At 65.0% G+C, this 19,011-nt stretch carries 15 protein-coding genes; 5 read left to right on the top strand and 10 right to left on the bottom strand.

Annotated elements, in window-relative coordinates; genetic code table 11:
• Nucleotides 1-87: 87 nt before the first annotated feature.
• The 7 genes from ACP150_RS17610 to ACP150_RS17640 all read right to left on the bottom strand — a co-directional run bounded on the left by ACP150_RS17610 (nucleotide 88) and on the right by ACP150_RS17640 (nucleotide 10,444).
• Complete coding sequence (locus ACP150_RS17610) at nucleotides 88-3,255, bottom strand: alpha-mannosidase (RefSeq protein WP_424968000.1); 3,168 nt, start codon at nucleotides 3,253-3,255, stop codon at nucleotides 88-90.
• Nucleotides 3,256-3,318: 63 nt separating this feature from the next.
• Entirely contained in the window at nucleotides 3,319-5,043 is a 1,725-nt protein-coding gene (locus ACP150_RS17615) for an ABC transporter ATP-binding protein (protein WP_424968001.1), read from the bottom strand.
• A gap of 8 nt (nucleotides 5,044-5,051) precedes the next feature.
• Nucleotides 5,052-5,996: an ABC transporter permease gene (locus ACP150_RS17620; RefSeq protein ID WP_424968002.1), complete on the bottom strand. Its 945-nt coding sequence runs from the start codon at nucleotides 5,994-5,996 to the stop codon at nucleotides 5,052-5,054.
• Nucleotides 5,993-7,012, bottom strand: coding sequence for an ABC transporter permease (locus tag ACP150_RS17625; protein WP_424968003.1), 1,020 nt, complete (start codon nucleotides 7,010-7,012; stop codon nucleotides 5,993-5,995). The genes ACP150_RS17620 and ACP150_RS17625 overlap by 4 nt, the downstream gene beginning before the upstream one ends.
• Before the next feature lie 68 nt (nucleotides 7,013-7,080).
• On the bottom strand, nucleotides 7,081-7,860 hold the full coding sequence (locus tag ACP150_RS17630) for a phytanoyl-CoA dioxygenase family protein (protein ID WP_424968004.1): 780 nt from the start codon (nucleotides 7,858-7,860) through the stop codon (nucleotides 7,081-7,083).
• Nucleotides 7,861-7,920: 60 nt separating this feature from the next.
• Complete coding sequence (locus ACP150_RS17635) at nucleotides 7,921-9,654, bottom strand: ABC transporter substrate-binding protein (RefSeq protein ID WP_424968005.1); 1,734 nt, start codon at nucleotides 9,652-9,654, stop codon at nucleotides 7,921-7,923.
• 103 nt (nucleotides 9,655-9,757) lie between these two features.
• Nucleotides 9,758-10,444, bottom strand: a complete 687-nt coding sequence (locus tag ACP150_RS17640) for an MBL fold metallo-hydrolase (protein ID WP_424968006.1) — start codon at nucleotides 10,442-10,444, stop codon at nucleotides 9,758-9,760.
• Between the two features lie 184 nt (nucleotides 10,445-10,628).
• Between ACP150_RS17640 and ACP150_RS17645 the strand changes: the two genes are divergently transcribed.
• Nucleotides 10,629-11,075 carry a DMT family transporter gene (locus tag ACP150_RS17645; protein WP_424968007.1) on the top strand — a complete coding sequence of 149 codons (447 nt, stop codon included), beginning with the start codon at nucleotides 10,629-10,631 and terminating at the stop codon, nucleotides 11,073-11,075.
• A 23-nt stretch (nucleotides 11,076-11,098) separates the two neighbouring features.
• On the opposite strand, the gene ACP150_RS17650 is transcribed toward ACP150_RS17645, so the two are convergent.
• Nucleotides 11,099-11,926 carry a phytanoyl-CoA dioxygenase family protein gene (locus ACP150_RS17650; RefSeq protein WP_424968008.1) on the bottom strand — a complete coding sequence of 276 codons (828 nt, stop codon included), beginning with the start codon at nucleotides 11,924-11,926 and terminating at the stop codon, nucleotides 11,099-11,101.
• A gap of 88 nt (nucleotides 11,927-12,014) precedes the next feature.
• On the opposite strand from ACP150_RS17650, the gene ACP150_RS17655 reads away from it, so the two are divergent.
• From ACP150_RS17655 to ACP150_RS17665, 3 genes are all read left to right on the top strand, one after another.
• Nucleotides 12,015-12,860: an AraC family transcriptional regulator gene (locus ACP150_RS17655; protein ID WP_424968009.1), complete on the top strand. Its 846-nt coding sequence runs from the start codon at nucleotides 12,015-12,017 to the stop codon at nucleotides 12,858-12,860.
• A 274-nt stretch (nucleotides 12,861-13,134) separates the two neighbouring features.
• Nucleotides 13,135-14,112, top strand: coding sequence for a deoxyribose-phosphate aldolase (gene deoC, locus ACP150_RS17660; RefSeq protein ID WP_424968108.1), 978 nt, complete (start codon nucleotides 13,135-13,137; stop codon nucleotides 14,110-14,112).
• Between the two features lie 44 nt (nucleotides 14,113-14,156).
• On the top strand, nucleotides 14,157-16,499 hold the full coding sequence (locus tag ACP150_RS17665) for an aldehyde dehydrogenase family protein (protein ID WP_424968010.1): 2,343 nt from the start codon (nucleotides 14,157-14,159) through the stop codon (nucleotides 16,497-16,499).
• Nucleotides 16,500-16,683: 184 nt separating this feature from the next.
• Here the strand turns inward: ACP150_RS17665 and ACP150_RS17670 are convergent, their stop codons facing one another.
• Both ACP150_RS17670 and ACP150_RS17675 read right to left on the bottom strand, forming a co-directional pair.
• The gene (locus ACP150_RS17670; protein ID WP_424968011.1) at nucleotides 16,684-17,337 is read right to left on the bottom strand and encodes a DUF1523 family protein; all 654 of its coding nucleotides are present in this window, start codon (nucleotides 17,335-17,337) and stop codon (nucleotides 16,684-16,686) included.
• Between the two features lies 1 nt (nucleotide 17,338).
• Nucleotides 17,339-17,602: a hypothetical protein gene (locus tag ACP150_RS17675; protein WP_424968012.1), complete on the bottom strand. Its 264-nt coding sequence runs from the start codon at nucleotides 17,600-17,602 to the stop codon at nucleotides 17,339-17,341.
• Between the two features lie 125 nt (nucleotides 17,603-17,727).
• On the opposite strand from ACP150_RS17675, the gene ACP150_RS17680 reads away from it, so the two are divergent.
• Entirely contained in the window at nucleotides 17,728-19,011 is a 1,284-nt protein-coding gene (locus tag ACP150_RS17680; RefSeq protein WP_424968013.1) for an acetylornithine deacetylase/succinyl-diaminopimelate desuccinylase family protein, read from the top strand.

Raw genomic sequence — 19,011 nt, forward strand, 5'->3', positions numbered from 1 at the left:
CGGGCCCCCCCCTTTTTGTGTCCCTCATCCGGGGGGGGGGGGGGCGGGGGGGGGGGGGGGGGGCCCCCCCCCCCTCCACACCCGCCTTCAAACACCAACCGGCAGGACCCGCAGCGACACGATCTCGTAGGGTGTCAGATCCACCGTCACCACCCGGCCCCGCAGCGCGAGCGGCCCCAGATCCTCCTCCAGAATGGTGACCTGCCGCACCTCCGAGACATCGAAGCCAAAGCGCAAGTCCACCGGCCCCCGCGTGCGCTCATTCTCGAAGATCCGCACGATGTAGCCACGCCCATCCTCGGCCCGCTTGACCGTCTCGACCACGGTCGAGAACCCTGACACGCCCACCATCTGGACCAGCGGCTCCGCCCCTTGCCCGCCCGACACAGGACGGCACAGCACCGGATTGTTCAGGACATAACCGCTCTCGGTCACATCGGACCGCCAGTTCCCTTCGTGGGGCAAGAGCGCATAGGTCATCTCATGGTGGCCCTGGTCCTGCTCCGGATCCGGCATGGTCGCGGATTTCAGCAGGCTGAGCCGCATGACATTGTCCCGGATATCATAGCCATATTTGCAGTCATTGAGCAGGGCGACACCGTAATTCCCCTCGCTCAGATCCGCCCATTTATGCCCGACACTCTCGAACCGCGCCCAGTCCCAACTGGTGTTGGAATGGGTGGTCCGCTCGGTATTGCCGAACTGGATGTCATAGGTGGCGCGCGGGCTAAAAATCGCGACCGGAAAGGCGCATTTCAGCAGGATGTGGGAGGCGCGCCAATCCACATCCGTCTTGAACTCGATTCGTTTGGAGTTGTGATGCAGGCAGATCCGCTGGGTGATGGTGGAGCCGCGCCAGTGATGCTCCACCTCGAGGCTGGCGCGCAAGGGGCCGCGCTCAGTGATCTCGAACCGCACGGGCGCATCAATCACCTCGCAGCGATCCTCGTAAAAGATATCGATGTCCCAAGCGTCCCAGACCATGGGGCGGTCCTCGAACGCCAGAAGCTGATTGCCGAACGCACCCTCGGCCAGCACCTCGCGCAGGGCGGTCTTGTCGAACACCGAGACAAGCTGGCCGTTCGGCGCCACGTGCACCCGGATCAGGTCATTCTCAATCACGGCCCCATCGGGGAACTCGGTGATCCGGAGCGCAGTCGGCTCCGGCGCCTCCTCGGACGGGCCAAGCCCGAGTGCGGCATAGCCCGGCAGAGCCGGCAGGTCGATCAACGTGCCGCCCTCCACGCCTTGGGTCCGCAAGACCCGGCCCGAGCGCAGATCCGCAAGGCCCGAGACCGCCGCCCCGATCCAGCCGATCCGGTCCACGGAGAACCCCGTGGGGTTCACGGCCATGACCTCGGCTTCCGCGGGCATCTGCGTGCCAAGCGCCTCCAGTGCGGTCTCCCGCAGGGCCGTGCCCGTCTCCATCACCTTCGCATAGTCGCGCTCCGCATCCGCGAAGACCTCGGTGATCGAGGTGCCCGGCAGAATGTCGTGGAACTGGTTCAGAAGGACCAGCTTCCACGCCTCCTCCAGCGCGGTGGCAGGATACTCCGCCCCCGTGGTCAGCCCGGCGAGGCTGGCGAGAAACTCAACATCGTGGAGCAGGACCTCCGCCTTGCGATTGGCCCGCTTGATCCGCGCCTGGCTCGTCAGAGTACCCCGGTGCAGCTCTAGATAGAACTCCCCGGACCATGTGGGCAGGTCATGGGCGACCTCGGCCTCCACCCGTTCAAAGAAATCGCGCACCTTGCCCATGCGCACCCGCGGCGTGCCCGGCAGCGCGTCATAGGCCCGGGCCGCATCGATCAGCTCCCGCGTCGGGCCACCGCCACCATCGCCATAGCCGAAACAGGTGATCAGCTCCTGATGCAGGTGCTTCTGGCGGAAATTCTCCCATGTGCCAAAGACCTCGCGCGCGGTCATCTCGGCCTTGTAGGTCGTGGGATGGGGCAGGTATTGCACCGTCGAGGGCGTTGTCAGGAAATGGCTCAGCACGCGAGATCCGTCGATCCCCTCCCACCAGAAAAGCTGGTTGGGCATCTGGTTATACTGGTTCCAGTTCAGCTTGTTGGCCACGAACCATTTCATCCCGGCCTGCTTCATCAGCTGCGGCAGGGCGGCAGTGAAGCCGAACGTATCCGGCAGCCAGAGCACGGGCGTCTCGGCCCCCTCGCCAAACTGGTCGCGGTAATAGCGCCGTCCGTACATGAGCTGCCGCACAAGGCTCTCACCGCCCGCAAGGTTGCAATCAGGCTCGACCCACATGCCGCCCATGGGCTCCCACCGCCCTTCGGCCACGCGCGCCTTGATGCCTTCGAAGACCTGCGGATAATCCTGCGCGGTCATCTCGTAGAGCACGGGCTGGGATTGGCTGAAATGGTAGTCCGGGTATTCCTCCATCAATGCCAGCACGTTCGAGAAACTGCGCCCGCATTTGCGCCGGGTCTGATCCACCTGCCAGAGATAGGCGATATCAATATGGGCGTGGCCGATGGCGAGGATGTCGACCTCCATCTCGCCGCGATACCCTTCGAGCGTTTCGCGGAACACATCCAGCGCTGCGGGCACGCTGTCGTAGAACGCATCCCCGCGGATCGGGTCGCGCGTGTCCAGCGCCTTGAAGCACAGATCGAGCGCGCGCAGGATCCGGCCCCGCGCGGTGTTGCCCTCCTCCATATGCCCCGCCACGTCGAGCGCGCGGGTCACTAACGCCACCAGCTCCCGCGTGGGCGTGTCGATCTCGACCACCGCGCAGGGCTTCATGAAGAGCTTCTGCTTGGAGTTGCGATCCGGGGGCCAGCCGCTCAGCCCCGTCCAACCATGGAGCGCGAGGCTGTGACGCCCACCATCGCAGTGCTCCGGGCTGAGATAGATCTCGTGATGCTGCCGGTCCGCCGAGGCGCAGCTGACCCCGTCGATATAGGCCAACCCCTCCGGGTGGCAGAAGATATCCCCCGCAACCCCCAGCGGCAGGTGCAACGCGACCGGGCCATGGGTGCCAAACCCCTCGGGCACAGCAAAGACCGAACGCAGGACGAAATCCTGGCTCCAATCGCCCCAATAGCTGTCAAAGGGGATCTCGTCCCAGCCGGAGGCATCCACATCCGCACCCACCGGGGCCTCGGCCAAAGGGCCGGGCAGCGGCAGATAGCGAAAGGGCGGGATCGGGGACGTGCGGCGATGGACCAGCGGGGTGATCAGCGGCAAACGGCTGAGGATCTTTTGCTCGGTCCAGAAAATCTGGTGCTTCATGGGCTCCTGTCATGCCTTTCGGTCCCGGCCCCCTCAGGCCCTGCGCTCATAGCGCGCCACGGGTTAAGAGAGCGCAAATCCCGGCACCTCCCCGCGGATCACCGTCTCGGTCGAGCGGGCGATCTCGGCCAGCCGGGCTGCATCCGACGCCTCATCGGCATGGCCCCAATCCCGGGTCAGATCGGGCCATGGGATCGCCTCGATCAGCATCTGGGTATAGGGGTGCTGCGGATCTCCGATCACCTGTTTCGGCGGCCCCGCCTCGACCACATGGCCGTGATAGAGGACCATCACATAGTCGCTCACGTGATAGGCGGTGGCCAGATCATGGGTGATGTAGAGAATGGAGATGCCGTAGCGGTCCTTCAGGTCGTAGATGTTCTTGAGGATTGTCGCGCGCAGGGACGCGTCCACCATCGAAACCGGTTCATCCGCGATCAGCAGCTTTGGCTCCAGCATCAGCGCGCGGGCCACGATCAGGCGCTGGCGCTGCCCGCCCGACAACTCGTGCGGAAAGCGGCGCAGAATGAGCTGCCCGTCGAGGCCCACGGCCTCGCACGCCTCCAGCATCTTGGCCTCGACCTCCGCATCCGAGGAGCCGAGGCCGAAACGCTTGTAGGGAAACTTCAGAGCGTGATCGACCCTGTAGAACGGGTTGAAGCAGGCATAGGGGTCCTGAAACACCGCCTGCACGGATTTGCGGAACTCGAGCCGCTCGGCGGCGGAGTGTTTGGCGATATCCGCGCCCTCGAACAGGACCTGCCCCGCGCTCGGTGGGTTGAAGCCCAGCATCAGGCTGCCCATGGTCGATTTGCCCGACCCGGACTGGCCGACGATCGAGATGATCTTGGGTTTTTCGCCGTCGAGCGCAAAGCTCATCGGGTGGAGCGCGGTGACATCGCCATAGGTTTTCGAGACGGATTTGAACTCCAGAAGCGGCACGCCGGGCTTGCCGCGTTTCACCGGGGCGGCACCGACCTCGGCGTCGAGGAAACTCGCACCCCCCACCAGCGGCACGGACGAGATCAGCTGCTTGGTATAGGGATGCTCGGGCGCCTCGAGGATCTGCTGCACCGAGCCATGCTCGACCAGCACACCGTCCTTGAGCACGGCAAGTTCATCCACGGATTGTGCCATCAGCCCCATGTCATGCCCGATCAGGATCAGACCTGAGCCGATCCGCGCCTGCACGTCCTTGAGCGTCTGCATCACATGGCGTTGGGTCACCACGTCGAGCGCGGAAGTCGGTTCATCCGCGATGATCAGCTCGGGGTTCAGGGACACGCCCAGCGCGATACAGACCCGCTGCTTCATGCCGCCCGACAGCTCATGGGGGTAAAGCCGCCCGGTGCGCGCGGGCAGGCCGACGCTTTCCAGACAAGCATCCGAGCGGGATTTCAATTCGGCGGCATCGGTTTTGCCCTCATGGGCGATGATCCCATCCCAGATCTGGTTCTCGATCCGCATGATCGGGTTCAGCGAATTCATCGCCCCTTGCGGGATGTAGCTGACCCGGCTGAGGCGCGTCAGGCGCATCTCCTCCTCGCTGAGCGCCAGCATATCGGTCTCGCCCAACTGGATTGCCCCGCTGGCCACCCGGCCCGAGCCGCCGAGCATCCGCATCACCGAGAGCGCGGTGGTCGTCTTGCCCGAGCCGCTTTCGCCGATGAAGCCGACCCGGATACCCGGGCGGATCTTCAGCGAGAGTTTCGTGACCGCATGGACCACCCCCCGCGCCGTGGGGAAGTCGATGCTGAGATCCGTGAGTTCGAGGACATGCTTGGTCATGATCGGCCTCAGATCTTGCGCAGGCGCGGGTTGGAGACCTCGTCGAGGCCGAGATTGATCAGCAGGAGCGCGATGAACATCGTCGCCAGCAGGGCCGTGGGCAGGCCCCACCACCACCAGAGGTTCTGGATCAGCGCGCCGGAGTTGATCGCGTCGTAGATCACCCGGCCCAAGGTCGGGATCCGCTGGGGTCCGAGGCCCAGCACCTCCAACCCCACGGCGGTGACGATGGCGGTGGTCACGTTCGCGATGAACGACCCGAAGAGATACGGGATCAGGTTCGGCAGCATCTCGCGGAACATGATGTGAAAGGTCGAGGCCCCGCTCAGCTGCGCCATCTGCACATAGCCCGAGCGTTTCATGGACAGCACCTGCGCCCGGATCAGGCGCGTCGGCGATTGCCACATGAAGCCCGCGATCAGGAAAGCCATCATCACGAGGCTTACGTCTCCGAAGGCCGATTGGAACACCACAAGGATCAGGAGCGGCGGGATCGTGATCATCACATCCGACAGCACGCGGATCGTGTCATCCACGCGCCCGCCGACAAACCCGGCCGAAAAGCCGAGAAAGATCCCGAGGCTCATCCCGATGATCGAAGCAATCGCCCCGATCATCAGCGTGTTGGGCGTGCCGATGATCAGCATCGCCAGCATGTCGCGCCCGGCCCCGTCAGTGCCCAGCGGGAATTCCGCGACGCCTTCCTGACGACGCAGGTTCTCGAACCCGAGCGGTGGGAGCTTCAGGGGCGTCGAGCCGGTAAAGACCAGCTCGGTATTCCAGACCATCCGCCCGATGATCCCGCCGAGAATGATGACCAGCAGGATGCCCACGCCCCACATCAGCTTGGGGTTGAACCACGGATTGTCGAACCGGTTGAACCGCGAGATCTCGGCGGCATTCGCCTCGCCTGTTTGCGGGTTTGGCGTTTGCGGGGGCGAGGTATCGGTCATGCCGCGGCCTCCTCGGACAGACGGATCCGCGGGTCGATCAGCGGATAGATCAGATCGACAAGGAAGACCGAGAGCGCGGTCATCAGGATGATGATGTAACTGACGCCCTGGATGACGGCGAAATCCTGATCGAGGATCGCGTCATAGAGCAGCTTGCCCATCCCGTTGTAGCCGAAGATCCGCTCGACCAGGATCTGACCCGAGACGAGCAGGCCGATCTTCAGGGCAAAGGCGGTGATCTGCGGCAGGATCGCGTTGCGCACCATGTACTTATACAGGACGTAGCGCGGTTTCAGACCCTTGGCCTTGGCGAGGTTCACGTAATCCTCGCCCTGCACCGAGATCATCAGCCCGCGCATCCCCAGCGTCCAGAAGCCGAAGGTCACGACGATGATCGACAGCGCTGGCAGGGTGCCATGCTCGATCACGCTGGCGACGAAGGTCCAGTCCCAGCCCGGCTCCACCGTCAGCCCGTAACTGCCCGTCAGCGGCAGCCAGCGCAGGGTGATCGAGAAGATATACATCAAGAGCAGCCCCGACAGGATCGGTGGGATCGAGGTGAAGATCATGAAGGTCGGGATGACGACCTTCCAGATTTTCGGGGTGCGCTCCCAGACCATGAACGCGCCCAGCGCATTGCCGATCAGGAAGGTGATCACCACCGACAGGATCATCAGCCCCAGCGTCCAGGGCAGCGCCTGCGCGATGAGCACCGAGACCGGGGTCGGGAAAGAGGCCGTCGAGATCCCCAGATTGAAGGTCAGCAGATTGCCCATGTATTTCAAGTATTGGACGATCAACGGGTCATTCAGCCCGAAATCCGCACGCAGCTGGGCAAGGATCGCCTCGCTATCGGCCACGGCTCCGCCGCCGGCGGCCATGCGGCTGAGCATGATCTCTGCCGGGTCCACCGGCGAGAAACGCGGGATCAACCAGATCAGCGTCGCCGCGATGAACACGGTCAGCACGAAGGTGATCGTACGGTTGATCAGATAGCTGCGTGGAATACCGAACACGGCCCTCTCCCCCTCATTGCGTGATGCAGAACGCCCCGGGGGCGTCCCGCGCTCTCAAGGGCCGCCCGTCAGGCCGCCGCGGCGCTCGCCCGGCTGGCATGGTGGTTCCAGCCCCGCAGCACCATGCGCTCGTCGGGATGGGTGTTGCCCTCCACCACGCGGTCCTGACCGTCATACATCTGCACCAGAACGGTCTTGCGGGTGCGATCCGACCGGTTCGGCATGGACCCGTGCAGCGTCAGGTAATGAAAGAACACCACATCCCCGGCCTTTGCCTCCAGCACTTTGGCCTCCTCGATCGGATACCGGTCAAGCGTGGCATTGGCCTGCCGCCCATCGGCCCCCGCGATCCGGCCCAGCTTGTGAGAGCCGGGATAGACCCGCAGGCAGCCCATCTCGTTCGTGGCATCGCTCACATGGACGATGGCCGCGATCATCCGATCCTGCTCGGTCGGGAAATAGGGCCAGTCCTGATGCATCGGAAAGGGCGCGCCCGCCTCGGCCGGTTTCTGAAAAAGCTTGGAATGATGCAGCACGATATCCGGGCCGAGGAACTCTTCGGCCACATCGAGAAACCCGTCATCGAGAAAGGCATTGAGCCAGGCGCGCGAATACTTCTGCACATTATGGGTGTGCAGGATCCGGTCCCCGGCCCGCGCCAGACGGGCCGTTTCGTCCCCGTCCCATGTGGCATCCACCTGTTCGCCAGAGCGCAACAATTGCCCGACGATGCGGTCGAAATCCCGCGCCAACGGATCCAGCTGGCTTGCGCTCAGAAGGCCCTTCGCGTGGTAATAGCCGTTCTCTTCGAAAAAGCGTCCGATCTCGGAAACAGATCTCTCGGACATGGGTCCTCTCCCTTGCATGGCCCCGGGCCGGACCATCCGGCCCGGGGAAGAGCGGTCAGATCAGTTCGCCTTCTCGAGGTTGTGAATGATCTGATGCGTGTGGTTCCACCAGAAGAACGGGTGGTTGTAATAGTTCTCGGAGGTCGGCCAGCCGGTCCAGTATGTGGTGTTCATCGGCAAGAGCTTGGCCGACTGCACCAGCGGGATGAACGGCATCTCCGCATCGAGATACTGATAAGCCTCGGCCACCAGCGTCGGCACCTCCGGATCGCCCAAGGGCAGCCCACCGATCTTGTCCACCAGCGCGCTATAGGCCTCGGCCCCCGGCCCGTCCCAGCGCGAGGTGTTGTTGAACCCGGGGCTCCGCTCGCCCACGGGCACCACATCCTTGACCGTATAGCGGCCCATGGACGCCCATGGCTCGTTAACCGACCCGCAGGACAGCCAGCTATAGGACATCTCGAAGCCGCCAAAGGGCAGAACCTCGCCCCAGAACACGCCGTTCTCGACCGGCACGGACTTGGCCTGAATACCGGCGCGCGTCAGCTGCTCGGCGATCACATCGATGGTCCGGGTGTACTCGGTGGAGGCCGAATTCACGTGGATGTCGACGCTCAGGACCTCGCCATCCTTTTCATACAGCCCATCGCCATTCTTGGCCCAGCCCTCGCCCTCGATCAGCGCCGCCGCCGCGTCGAGATCCGGCGCATCCGACAGCCCGAAGCCCGCCGCCTTCACCGCGTCGATAAAGGGCGCCATGGAGCCGTATTGCGCGAACATCGTCTCGGAGGCGACAGTCGCCCCCTCGGCGGCCACATTCACGATCTGGTTGCGATCGATGATCATCGCCACGGCCTTGCGCATATTGGCGCTGTCCCAGGGCGCGATGGTCGTGTTGATCTCCAGCTGGCGCGCGCAGGGATCGGCGGCCGCATAGGGATAGTCCGGATACCAGGCGATCACCGCCGGGTTCTGGAACCTGATCGCCTCGAAGGTGCCCACAGACACGTTCTGGGAGGCATCGAGTTGGTTCGTCGCCATCAACTGCGCACGGCTCTCTTCGCCGCCGGTCTCGAGCCAGATCAGGCGCTGGGGCTCAGGCAGGTCCATGAACCCGGACTTCGCGCCCCACCAGTCATCATTGCGGTCCCAGATCGCCCGGTTCGTGGCGCTGGAGGTATAGGTATAGGGTCCGGTCCCGATGGGCGGGAAGAAGGCAAAGGTTGCCGGGTCCTGACCGTTCCAGACATGCTCCGGCATGATCAGGAAGGACCCAAAAATCCGCACTCCGAAGTTTTCCACCAGAAAGCGCGGGTTGGGCGCGTTCAGAGTGAACCGCACCGTCAGGTCATCAACCTTCTCGACCGACGCCACCTGCGCCCGGATCGTGGCCGCTTCGCGCGACGAGATCTCACTGTTCTCGAGGGCCATGGAGACGGTGAAGACCACGTCATCGGCGTTAAACGCCTCGCCATCGGACCATTCCACGCCCTCGCGCAGCGAGATGGTGAAGACATCGTTGGTGTCGTTGCCCTCGAACCCGCTGGCAAGCCACGGATCGAGCTCGCCCGTGCCGTAATTCAGGATGAAGAGCGGCTCCCACATGGCCTGATGCGCGCCATGCATGCGCTTGGTGCCCGGGGTAAACCAGTTGAAATTCTCCGGATCCTTGATGGTCCGGTCGAGATCGAAGATCACCGTGTCCTCGCGGGCCACGTCCTGAGCCAGGGCGGCCCCGCTGGTGGCGGCCAACGCCGCGATCGAGATCGAAAGCAAGCTGCGTCTGAGGGTCATATCTGTTCTCCTGTTGTCGTGATCCGGCTTGGATGCCGGTTGTTTTGAAATGGGCGGATGCTTGACAGAATGTCGCAGGCGCGCCGAGGATCAACCCCCGAGTTCAGGCGTTCGGTCGCACATAGTCCATGACCAGCACCCGCGTGTCCGGGCTCAGGTCCCCTTTGAAAATCTGCGCATGGGCGCCAAAGGCGAAATCCACCTGAGCCTCGTCGAAATGGCTGAGGAAGCTTTCGATCCACATGGTGTTGCGGGGCCGATAGGTGAGGGTCCTGAAATGCATGGGGATGACCAGCTTGGGCCTGACGGCGCGGATCATTGTCATCAGGTCCGGCAGTTCGATGGTCAGGTAGCCCCCCGCCAAGGCCAGCAGGACATCCACATCCTTGAAGAACGCGATCTGATCGGCGGTGAGCGGGTTTCCCACATCGCCCATATGGGCGATCTGCATCCCGTCCATCTCGAACCGGTACATGCCATTCTGGCCCGGCACGCCTCTGGGGTGATGTTCCCACTCGGCGGCGGCGACGGCGCGGATCTCGCGCCCGACCACGGTCTGCGCTCCGCCATGGTCCAGCGCCACGTTGAGCGCGTTGCACACTTCCGGATCCCCCGGGATCAGGTCGGCCCGGCAATGGGCATCATCGTCATCGGACGAGATGACCACCAGATCCGCGCTCTGGGTGATCGGCGCATATCCCACGCCCTCGGGCGTGTAAGGGTCCGTAATGACCGCGCCCCGGGCATCGCTCAGCCGGAACGCCGCATGGCCAAACCATGTGATATCCATAGACGCCCTTCCCCTCCCAAAGTCGGTGCGTGCGGTGTTTGCATAGGTATGCAATCACGGTGACTGAACCATAGCCCCCGGCCCAAAGCAAGCCTTTCATCCGAGCTTGGGCCGAACCGGGTGCCGGACCTAGTGCTGGACGCGGCAACGTGGTTCTCTGCGCGCAAAGAAAAGGACACCCAACATGAGTTTGACCTATTGGCTCGCCCTCGGAGCCGTGGCCCTTGGCGGTGCGGGCATCGCGACCCAGGCCCCGATCAATGCAACCCTGGCCCGAAACGCAGGGGATCCGGTGGCGACGGCGGCGATCTCCTTCGGGGTCGGGTTCGTCGTGCTGAGCGCGATCACCCTGGCTCGGGGCACGGTGCCGAGCTGGGATGCGCTGGCCCCTTTGCCCTGGTGGGCCTGGACCGGCGGTGCGCTCGGCGCGATCTATGTCTGTGCCGCCGCCTGGAGCGCGGATCGCATCGGTGTCGTCTCGCTTGTGGCGGCGCTGGTCTTTGGCCAGCTGGTCGCGGCGCTGATCCTCGACGCGCTGGGGGCGTTCGGGATGGCCGCGCGCGAGATCAGCCCGACCCGCATCCTCGCCGTCGTAATGGTGGCCGGGGGGCTGCTCCTGTCGCGGATCTGACCCGCAGGGGCAGGTCACGCGGGTTAGTTTCCGCCAAGGTTGCGCGGGCTGTTTTCCGGCGAGACATCATTGCCCCGGGGCCGTGCGTGGTGACGCCAGTGGCCGGAGGGATCATTGCCCCGGCAGAGGATCGCCTCGATCCCCTGCGCCCAGGCACCGTCCGTCATCCGCACCTCGGGCGGGCAATAGCGGATGGTCAGCCCGCATCGGCGACGAGTGCTGAGATTGGCGGCCGACCCATGGGCCAGCATATCCGCATGAACCGACATCTCGCCTGCGCGCAGGGCGTTGGTCACCGGCGCGCCGAGGCTCGCGGTTTCGACCAGTTCCTTGTTCAAAACGCCGCCCTCCGAAGCGCGCCAGTCAAGCGCACCCTTATCGTGGCTGCGCGGAATAAACTGCATCGCCGCGTTCTCGGCATCGGTGTCGTCGATGGCCAGCCAGACGGTCACCGTGCGAGCCGGGGCCAGATGCCAGAAGGCGGCGTCCTGATGCCAGGGCACATGCTTCGGGTCCCCCGGCAGCTTGCAAAAGAAATGCGAGGCCCAGCAGACGATGTTCGGCCCCACCAGATCCTCCACCACGTCGAGGATCGCAGGCGCGGTGCACAGATCCCAGATCGCTTGGGCGCGTGCCTGATAGCAGTTGATCGCATAGGCGCCGTCGCGCCCGAGCCCGGCGAGCAGCCCGTCAAAGGTCGTGCGGTTCGCCTCCGCTTGACTGGGGGGGAAGGCGCGCAGACCCGTCAGGTAGCCGTCGCGATTATAGCGGTCGATCTGCTCGGGTGTCAGAGTGGCCGGGTTCGGGTTGCGCACGGGGGCGAAAGACAGATCGGGGGATGTATCAAGCATGGGGGATCCTTTCACGCCCATCATTTCTCTGGTTTCGCAACAATTCTGGCGCTATTTTTCCCAAAAGCTCCTCTGTGTTGACTTATCTATGTCTTTGACCCTGCGCCACCGGGATTACCTTCGCCCGCCAACCGCGTTTCACTTTGCCCGCGTGAGCCTCGGGGACGGGCCGATCCCCGCCCCCCATGGGCAGGATTTCCACGAGATGTTTTTTGTGCTCGACGGCATGGTGCAACACCGGATCAATGGCACCCGGATCGCGCTGCCGCCCCGCAGCCTGTGTTTCATGCGACCGCAGGACCGGCACGGTCTGGGCGGGCCCGCGCGGCTTGTGAATGTGCTCATCGCGCCCGACAGCCTCACCCATCTGCTGGCGCGTTACCCGGAGCTGGACGGACGTACCTTCTGGAGCGACGGGGCGCTCCCGGTGACGCTGAGCCTCGATGCGGATCAGGCGAGTACGATGACACGGGCGCTGGAGCGGCTGGAGGTCGGACCGCGCAGCCAGCTCGCCATCGAATCGGTGCTGCTGGAGCTGCATACGCGGATCCTGCGGCCCCTTCCGGCGCTGCCCGGCGGATTGCCGGGGTGGTTGACGCGCACCTTACGCGCGGCCGAGGACCCGGAAGTGTTCGCGCGCGGCCCCGGCGCGCTGGCCGAGATCGCGGGCAAGTCGCCCGCCTATCTGGCGCGCAGCTTTCGCGCGCATCTCGGTGCCACGCCCACCGACTGGATCAATGCGCGGCGAATGGCCCATGCGGCGCGGTTGATGACCGGGACGGATCTGAGCCTGACGCGGGTGGCAGAGGCCTGTGGCATAGAGACCCCGAGCCATTTCCAAGCCCTCTTCAAAGCCCATCACGGCGCGCCTCCGGCCAGATGGCGGCGCGCCCATCGCCGAGACGTGGTCCAGCCCGGGGAACGGAGAGGCTGAGGATAGAGGGCGCGGTCCGCATGCGGACCGCGCGGACCCGCGTCGCAGGACCGTCATAGGGAAGGATGGACGACAGGCGATCACGGGCACGTCCGCGCGGGGCGCGCAGCGGACCGCGCCACCGCACATCCGCACACCCACATATCCGCGCGCGGGCGTCGGGACGTGGCGGCGCGCTTGCGCCCCTTCGCGGGCCGTGTCAGCCTCAGATCACGCAGCAGGAGACCTCATCGTGACCAGCACCCCACCGGGCCGCACCGCCACCGGCCAGCAGATTGACCTGCACCGGGCACATTTGCCGGAGACCACCTTGCCGCGCAATCCTGGCATGGCGCTCGATCTCGACTGGGTCCGCGCCGTCGCGATCAATACATCGGCCGTGGAACGCCGCGCCGCGACCCTGCCCGGGCGGCGGTCGGTCAAGAAAGACTTTCAGGCGGCCTGGCTGCTGAAGGCGATCACCCTGATCGACCTCACCACCCTTGCGGGCGACGACACGCCGGGCCGGGTCCAGCGGCTCTGCGCCAAGGCGCGTCGCCCCGTGGATCCCGAGATCCTCACGGCGCTCGGCATGGGGGCGATCACCACCGGGGCGGTCTGCGTCTATCACGACATGGTCGAGGTGGCCGTCGAGGCGCTTGCCGGTTCCGGCATCCCTGTCGCCGCCGTGTCGACGGGGTTTCCGGCGGGCCTTTCACCCTTTCGGCTGCGCGTGGCCGAGATCGAGGAGAGCGTGGCCGCAGGCGCCGCAGAGATCGATATCGTCATCTCCCGCCGCCATGTCCTGACCGGCAATTGGCAAGCGCTCTATGACGAGATGCGCGCATTTCGCGCGGCGTGCGGGGATGCCCATGTGAAGGCGATCCTGGCCACCGGCGAGCTCGGGGATCTGGGCAATGTCGCCCGCGCGAGCCTGATCTGCATGATGGCCGGCGCGGATTTCATCAAGACCTCCACCGGCAAGGAGAGCGTGAACGCGACCCTGCCCGTGAGCCTTGTGATGATCCGCGCGATCCGAGATTACGAGGCGGCCACAGGGATCAAGGTGGGCTACAAACCCGCGGGGGGGATCTCCAAGGCCAAGGATGCGCTGGTCTATCTGAGCCTGCTGAAAGAAGAGCTGGGCAACCGTTGGCTGCAACCGGACCTCTTCCGCTTCGGCGCCTCGTCCCTTCTTGGCGATATCGAACGGCAACTCGAGCATCATGTCACCGGGGCCTATTCCGCAGGCCACCGGCACGCGCTTGGCTGAGGGGGGACCATGAGTATTTGGGGAACAATGAAGGGGCGTTCAGCATGACGGTCAAGGAGATCTTCGAGACCATGGAGTATGGCCCGGCGCCCGAGGATGACGGCCCGGCCCAGGCTTGGCTGGACCAGCATGGACGTCAGTTCGGGTGCTTTATCGGCGGTGGGTTTCAGGACCCCGGCGAGACCTTTGCCACATTGAACCCGGCGCGCGGGACCGCGCTTGCGCAGGTCACCCAAGGCTCCGCTGGCGATGTGGACGCCGCCGTGGCGGCCGCGCGCAAGGCGCAACCCGGCTGGGCCAAACTGGGCGGGTCGGGGCGGGCGCGGGTCATCTACGGGTTGGCGCGGCTGTTGCAGAAACACGCGCGGCTCTTTGCGGTGCTCGAGACGCTCGACAATGGCAAGCCCATCCGCGAGAGCCGGGATATCGACATCCCCCTCGCCCAGCGCCATTTCTACTACCATGCGGGCATGGCCGCCCTGATGGAGGACGAGCTGCCCGACCGCGTACCGCTGGGCGTCTGTGGTCAGATCGTGCCGTGGAATTTCCCGCTTCTGATGCTGGCCTGGAAAATCGCGCCAGCACTGGCCATGGGCAATACGGTGGTTCTGAAACCGGCCGAATGGACCCCGCTGACAGCGCTGCTCTTTGCTGAGATCTGCGGCGAGGCCGGGGTGCCCTCCGGCGTGGTGAATATTGTCACCGGGGATGGCGCGACCGGTGCGGCGCTTGTAGCGCATCCGGGTGTGGACAAGATCGCCTTCACCGGCTCCACCGAGGTGGGGCGCGAGATCCGCCGGGCGACGGCGGGGTCGGGCAAGGCGCTGACACTCGAGCTGGGTGGCAAGTCACCTTATATCGTCTTCGAAGACGCGGATCTCGACTCTGCGGTTGAGGGTCTGGTGGACGCGATCTGGTTCAATCAGGGCCAGGTCTGCTGTGCGGGCTCGCGTCTTTTGGTGCAGGAAGGGATCGCAGAAGCCTTCCACGGCAAGCTGCGCGCCCGGATGGAGACCCTGCGGATCGGCGATCCGTTGGACAAGTGCATTGATGTGGGGGCGATGATTGATCCCGCGCACCGCGCCAAGGTCGCCGGGATGGTGGCCAGCAGCGGGGGGACAGTACATCAGCCGGGTGTGGTGCCCGCCGAGGGGGCATTCTATCCGCCGACCCTGATCACCGGGCTCTCGCCCGCCGATCCGCTCATGCGGGACGAGATCTTTGGCCCGGTCCTGGTTTCGACGACCTTTCGCACCCCGTCCGAGGCCGTGCAGGTGGCCAATGCCACGCGCTACGGGCTGGCGGCAACGCTCTGGTCCGAGGATGTCAACCGGGCGCTGGACATCGCGCCCAAGCTTGCGGCGGGTGTGGTCTGGGTGAATGCCACGAACCTCTTCGACGCGGCCGCCGGGTTTGGCGGGGTCCGCGAGAGCGGATTTGGACGCGAAGGCGGATGGGAGGGTCTGCGCGCCTATACAAAACCCGTCGGAGCCGCGAAGCCACTCAAACCCGTCGCGGCGGTGCCAGCACCGCAGACGCCCAAGGCCGAAGGGCTCGACCGCACGGCCAAGATGTATATCGGCGGCAAGCAGGCCCGGCCCGATAGCGGCTACTCCCGGGCCATCTGGTCGACCAAGGGCGCGCTTCTGGGCCATGCGCCCGAGGGCAATCGCAAGGACATCCGTAACGCGGTGGAGGCCGCGACCGGGGCCTCTGGCTGGGCCAAAACCACCGGGCATTTGCGGGCGCAGATCCTCTATTACCTTGCGGAGAACCTGTCGGCCCGTGCCGAGGAATTTGCGGCGCGTCTCAAGGCGATGACCGGTGCGCGGGAGCCTGCGGCCAAGGCCGAGGTCGCAGCCTCGATCGAGCGGCTCTTCACCTATGCGGCCTGGGCAGACAAGTATGACGGGGCGGTCAAGCCCGTGCCCCTGCGCGGTGTCGCGCTGGCCATGCCCGAGCCTGTCGGGGTGATCGGGGCCTTTGCGCCGGATGAGGCCCCGCTGCTGGGGACGGTGTCGATCCTCGGGGCCGCGCTGGCCATGGGCAATCGGCTGGTGCTGGTGCCGTCACAACCCTTCCCGCTAGCGGCAACCGATCTCTATCAGGTGCTGGACACCTCGGACGTGCCCGCAGGCGTGGTCAATATCGTCACGGGCGACCCGGAGGCGCTGGCCAAGCCGCTGGCCAGTCATCTGGGGGTCGATGCGGTCTGGAGTTTTGCGGGCGCTGACATCTCGGCGCAGATCGAGGCCGAAGCGGCGGGCAATCTCAAACGCACATGGGTAAACCACGGAGCCGCCCGGGATTGGTTCAAAGCCGATGCGCGCAGCTTCCTGTCGGAAGCGACCGAGACGAAGACCATCTGGGTGCCTTACGGCGCCTGAACGCGGGCACCTGACCGGAGGGCGCTTGATCCGGGGCGCCCTCGCCCATGGCGAGGGCGCGGACACACCCGGCCTCTATCGTGTCGGCTCTATTGAACGCTTTGGCCTGTCTCGCGGGTCCGCGCGGTCGGGATACCGACCGCGCCACGTCCGGCGGTTGCCCGACGATGCCTCTCGCTTTGCCTCAGGCCTTGCCGCGCATCTTGTCCCACCAGCGGCGAAAGCGCCCCTTGGTGGCATCCGCGCGGTCATCGGCCCGGTGCATGGCAATCACCATATCATCCACGATCGGCTCGATCCGCGCCTCATGGAAATTCGCCCACCAGCGCCAGATCCGCAGCGCGATCAGCGCCAGCACAAGAAAGAAAGCGATGTTGAACCACGGGATGATTTGTGGATCCGGTGAATCGGTCACCTTCAAGGAGACCGCATTTGGAAAGATCGAAAACAGGTTCGAACGCCATCCGTAATGCCGCACGATCACCCATGTGGGGTCTTCGGCATCCGAGACCAGATCCTTGGCCCGCGCGTTCACATCGCTCGAGTCAAACTTGAAGTAAAAGGGCCAGCCCCACCCTGTATCCTCGTTGCGGTACACGATCGCCTCGCCCCCGGGCCGCGCGGCGTCAATGAACCTCACATCCCGGCTGTCGGCCATGGGCGCACCACTATCCGGCCGGGCCCAGAAGATACGGTTGCTCTCGGTAAAATCCACGCGCCGCTCGGAGGCATCCACCATCCGCACCACGTCATGCTGGGGCAGCACGTAATGCAACAAGCCTCCAACCAGCACCAGCAGGATCAGTTTCAGCGTCCAGCGCAGGTAGGTCCAAAACATCTCAATCCCAATTCGTCAAAAGCGCCAGCAGCCCGATCACAGCCGCCGGAAACGCGTATACACCCCAGATCAGCCTCTGCCGGAGCGACCGCTCCAGAGGCGCAAGGCCATCCTTCTCATAGGCCTCCCACGTCCCGGGACGGCCCTCGGCCAGCCATTGCTCTTCGAGCGCGGCCGACCTGCGCCACCGCTGTAGCATGGCGGCGAGGATATGCGCCACTGCCAGCACCAGAAAAACCAGAACACCTACCCGCAGAACCGCCATCCATTGCTCCTTTTTCACTGCGTTGCACACCTCTGACTAGAAATGGGGCGCGTCGCGCCAAACACAACGCATCGAGCTGCCCGGGCCCGCTTGTCGCGCCCGGGCTGCGGGCCTAGGCTCGCCCCATGCAGACCGACACCCCCCTAAAGACCGCGATCACCGCCCGGCGCGACGCGCTGGTCGCGCTGACCCAGGACCTGATCCGAATTCCGACCCTGAACCCGCCCGGCCGGCACTACCACGACATCTGCGCGGTGCTCGAAGCGCGGCTCGCACCGCAGGGCTTTACCTGCGAGCTGGTCCGCGCCAAGGGCGCCGCCGCCGATAGCGAGGCCTTTCCGCGCTGGAACCTCGTGGCGCGCTACGAGGGCGGCCGCCCGGGAGAGTGCGTGCATTTCAACTCGCACCACGACGTGGTCGAAGTCGGCCATGGCTGGACAACGGACCCGTTCGGTGGCGAGGTGAAACAGGGCCGGGTCTATGGTCGCGGGGCCTGTGACATGAAAGGCGGGCTCGCCGCCTCGATCATCGCAGCCGAAGCCTTCATCGCCACCCATCCCGAGTTTGCGGGCGCGATCGAGATCAGCGCGACGGCGGATGAGGAATCGGGCGGCTTTGGCGGGGTCGCCTATCTGGCGGAGAACGGCTGGTTCTCGCCCGAGCGCGTGCAGCATGTGATCATCCCCGAACCCCTGAACAAGGACCGGATCTGCCTCGGTCACCGCGGGGTCTGGTGGGCCGAGATCGAGACCAAGGGTCGGATCGCCCATGGCTCCATGCCCTTTCTCGGCGACAGCGCGATCCGCCATATGGGGGCTGTTCTGCACGAGATCGAGACGGTGCTCTATCCCCTGCTGGCCACCAAACGCACCGAGATGCCCGTGGTGCCCGAGGGCGCGCGCCAATCCACGCTCAACATCAACTCGATCCATGGCGGCGAGGCAGAGCAGGACCCGGACTATACCGGCCTGCCGGCCCCCTGCGTGGCGGATCGCTGCCGCATTGTGCTCGACCGCCGCTTCCTGATCGAGGAAGACATCACGGAGGTGAAAGCCGAGATCACGTCGCTGCTGGAGCGGGTGAAAGCCAGCCGTCCCAGTTTCGAGTACGACATTCGCGAGCTCTTCGAGGTGCAGCCCACCATGGCAGACAAGGACGCCCCGGTGGTGCGGTCTGTCGCGGCCTCGATCGAGCGGGTGCTGGCGCGGCAACCGGACTACGTGGTCTCCCCCGGCACCTATGACCAGAAACATATTGACCGGATCGGGCGGCTCAAGAACTGCATCGCGTATGGGCCGGGGATCCTCGACCTCGCCCACCAACCCGATGAATGGGTGGGCATCGACGACATGATCGACAGCGCGCAGGTCATGGCCCTCACGCTCGCCGACCTGCTGCTGGAGCACTGA

It is taken from the genome of Dinoroseobacter sp. S375, from assembly GCF_049800775.1.
Classification (GTDB): Bacteria; Pseudomonadota; Alphaproteobacteria; order Rhodobacterales; family Rhodobacteraceae; genus Dinoroseobacter.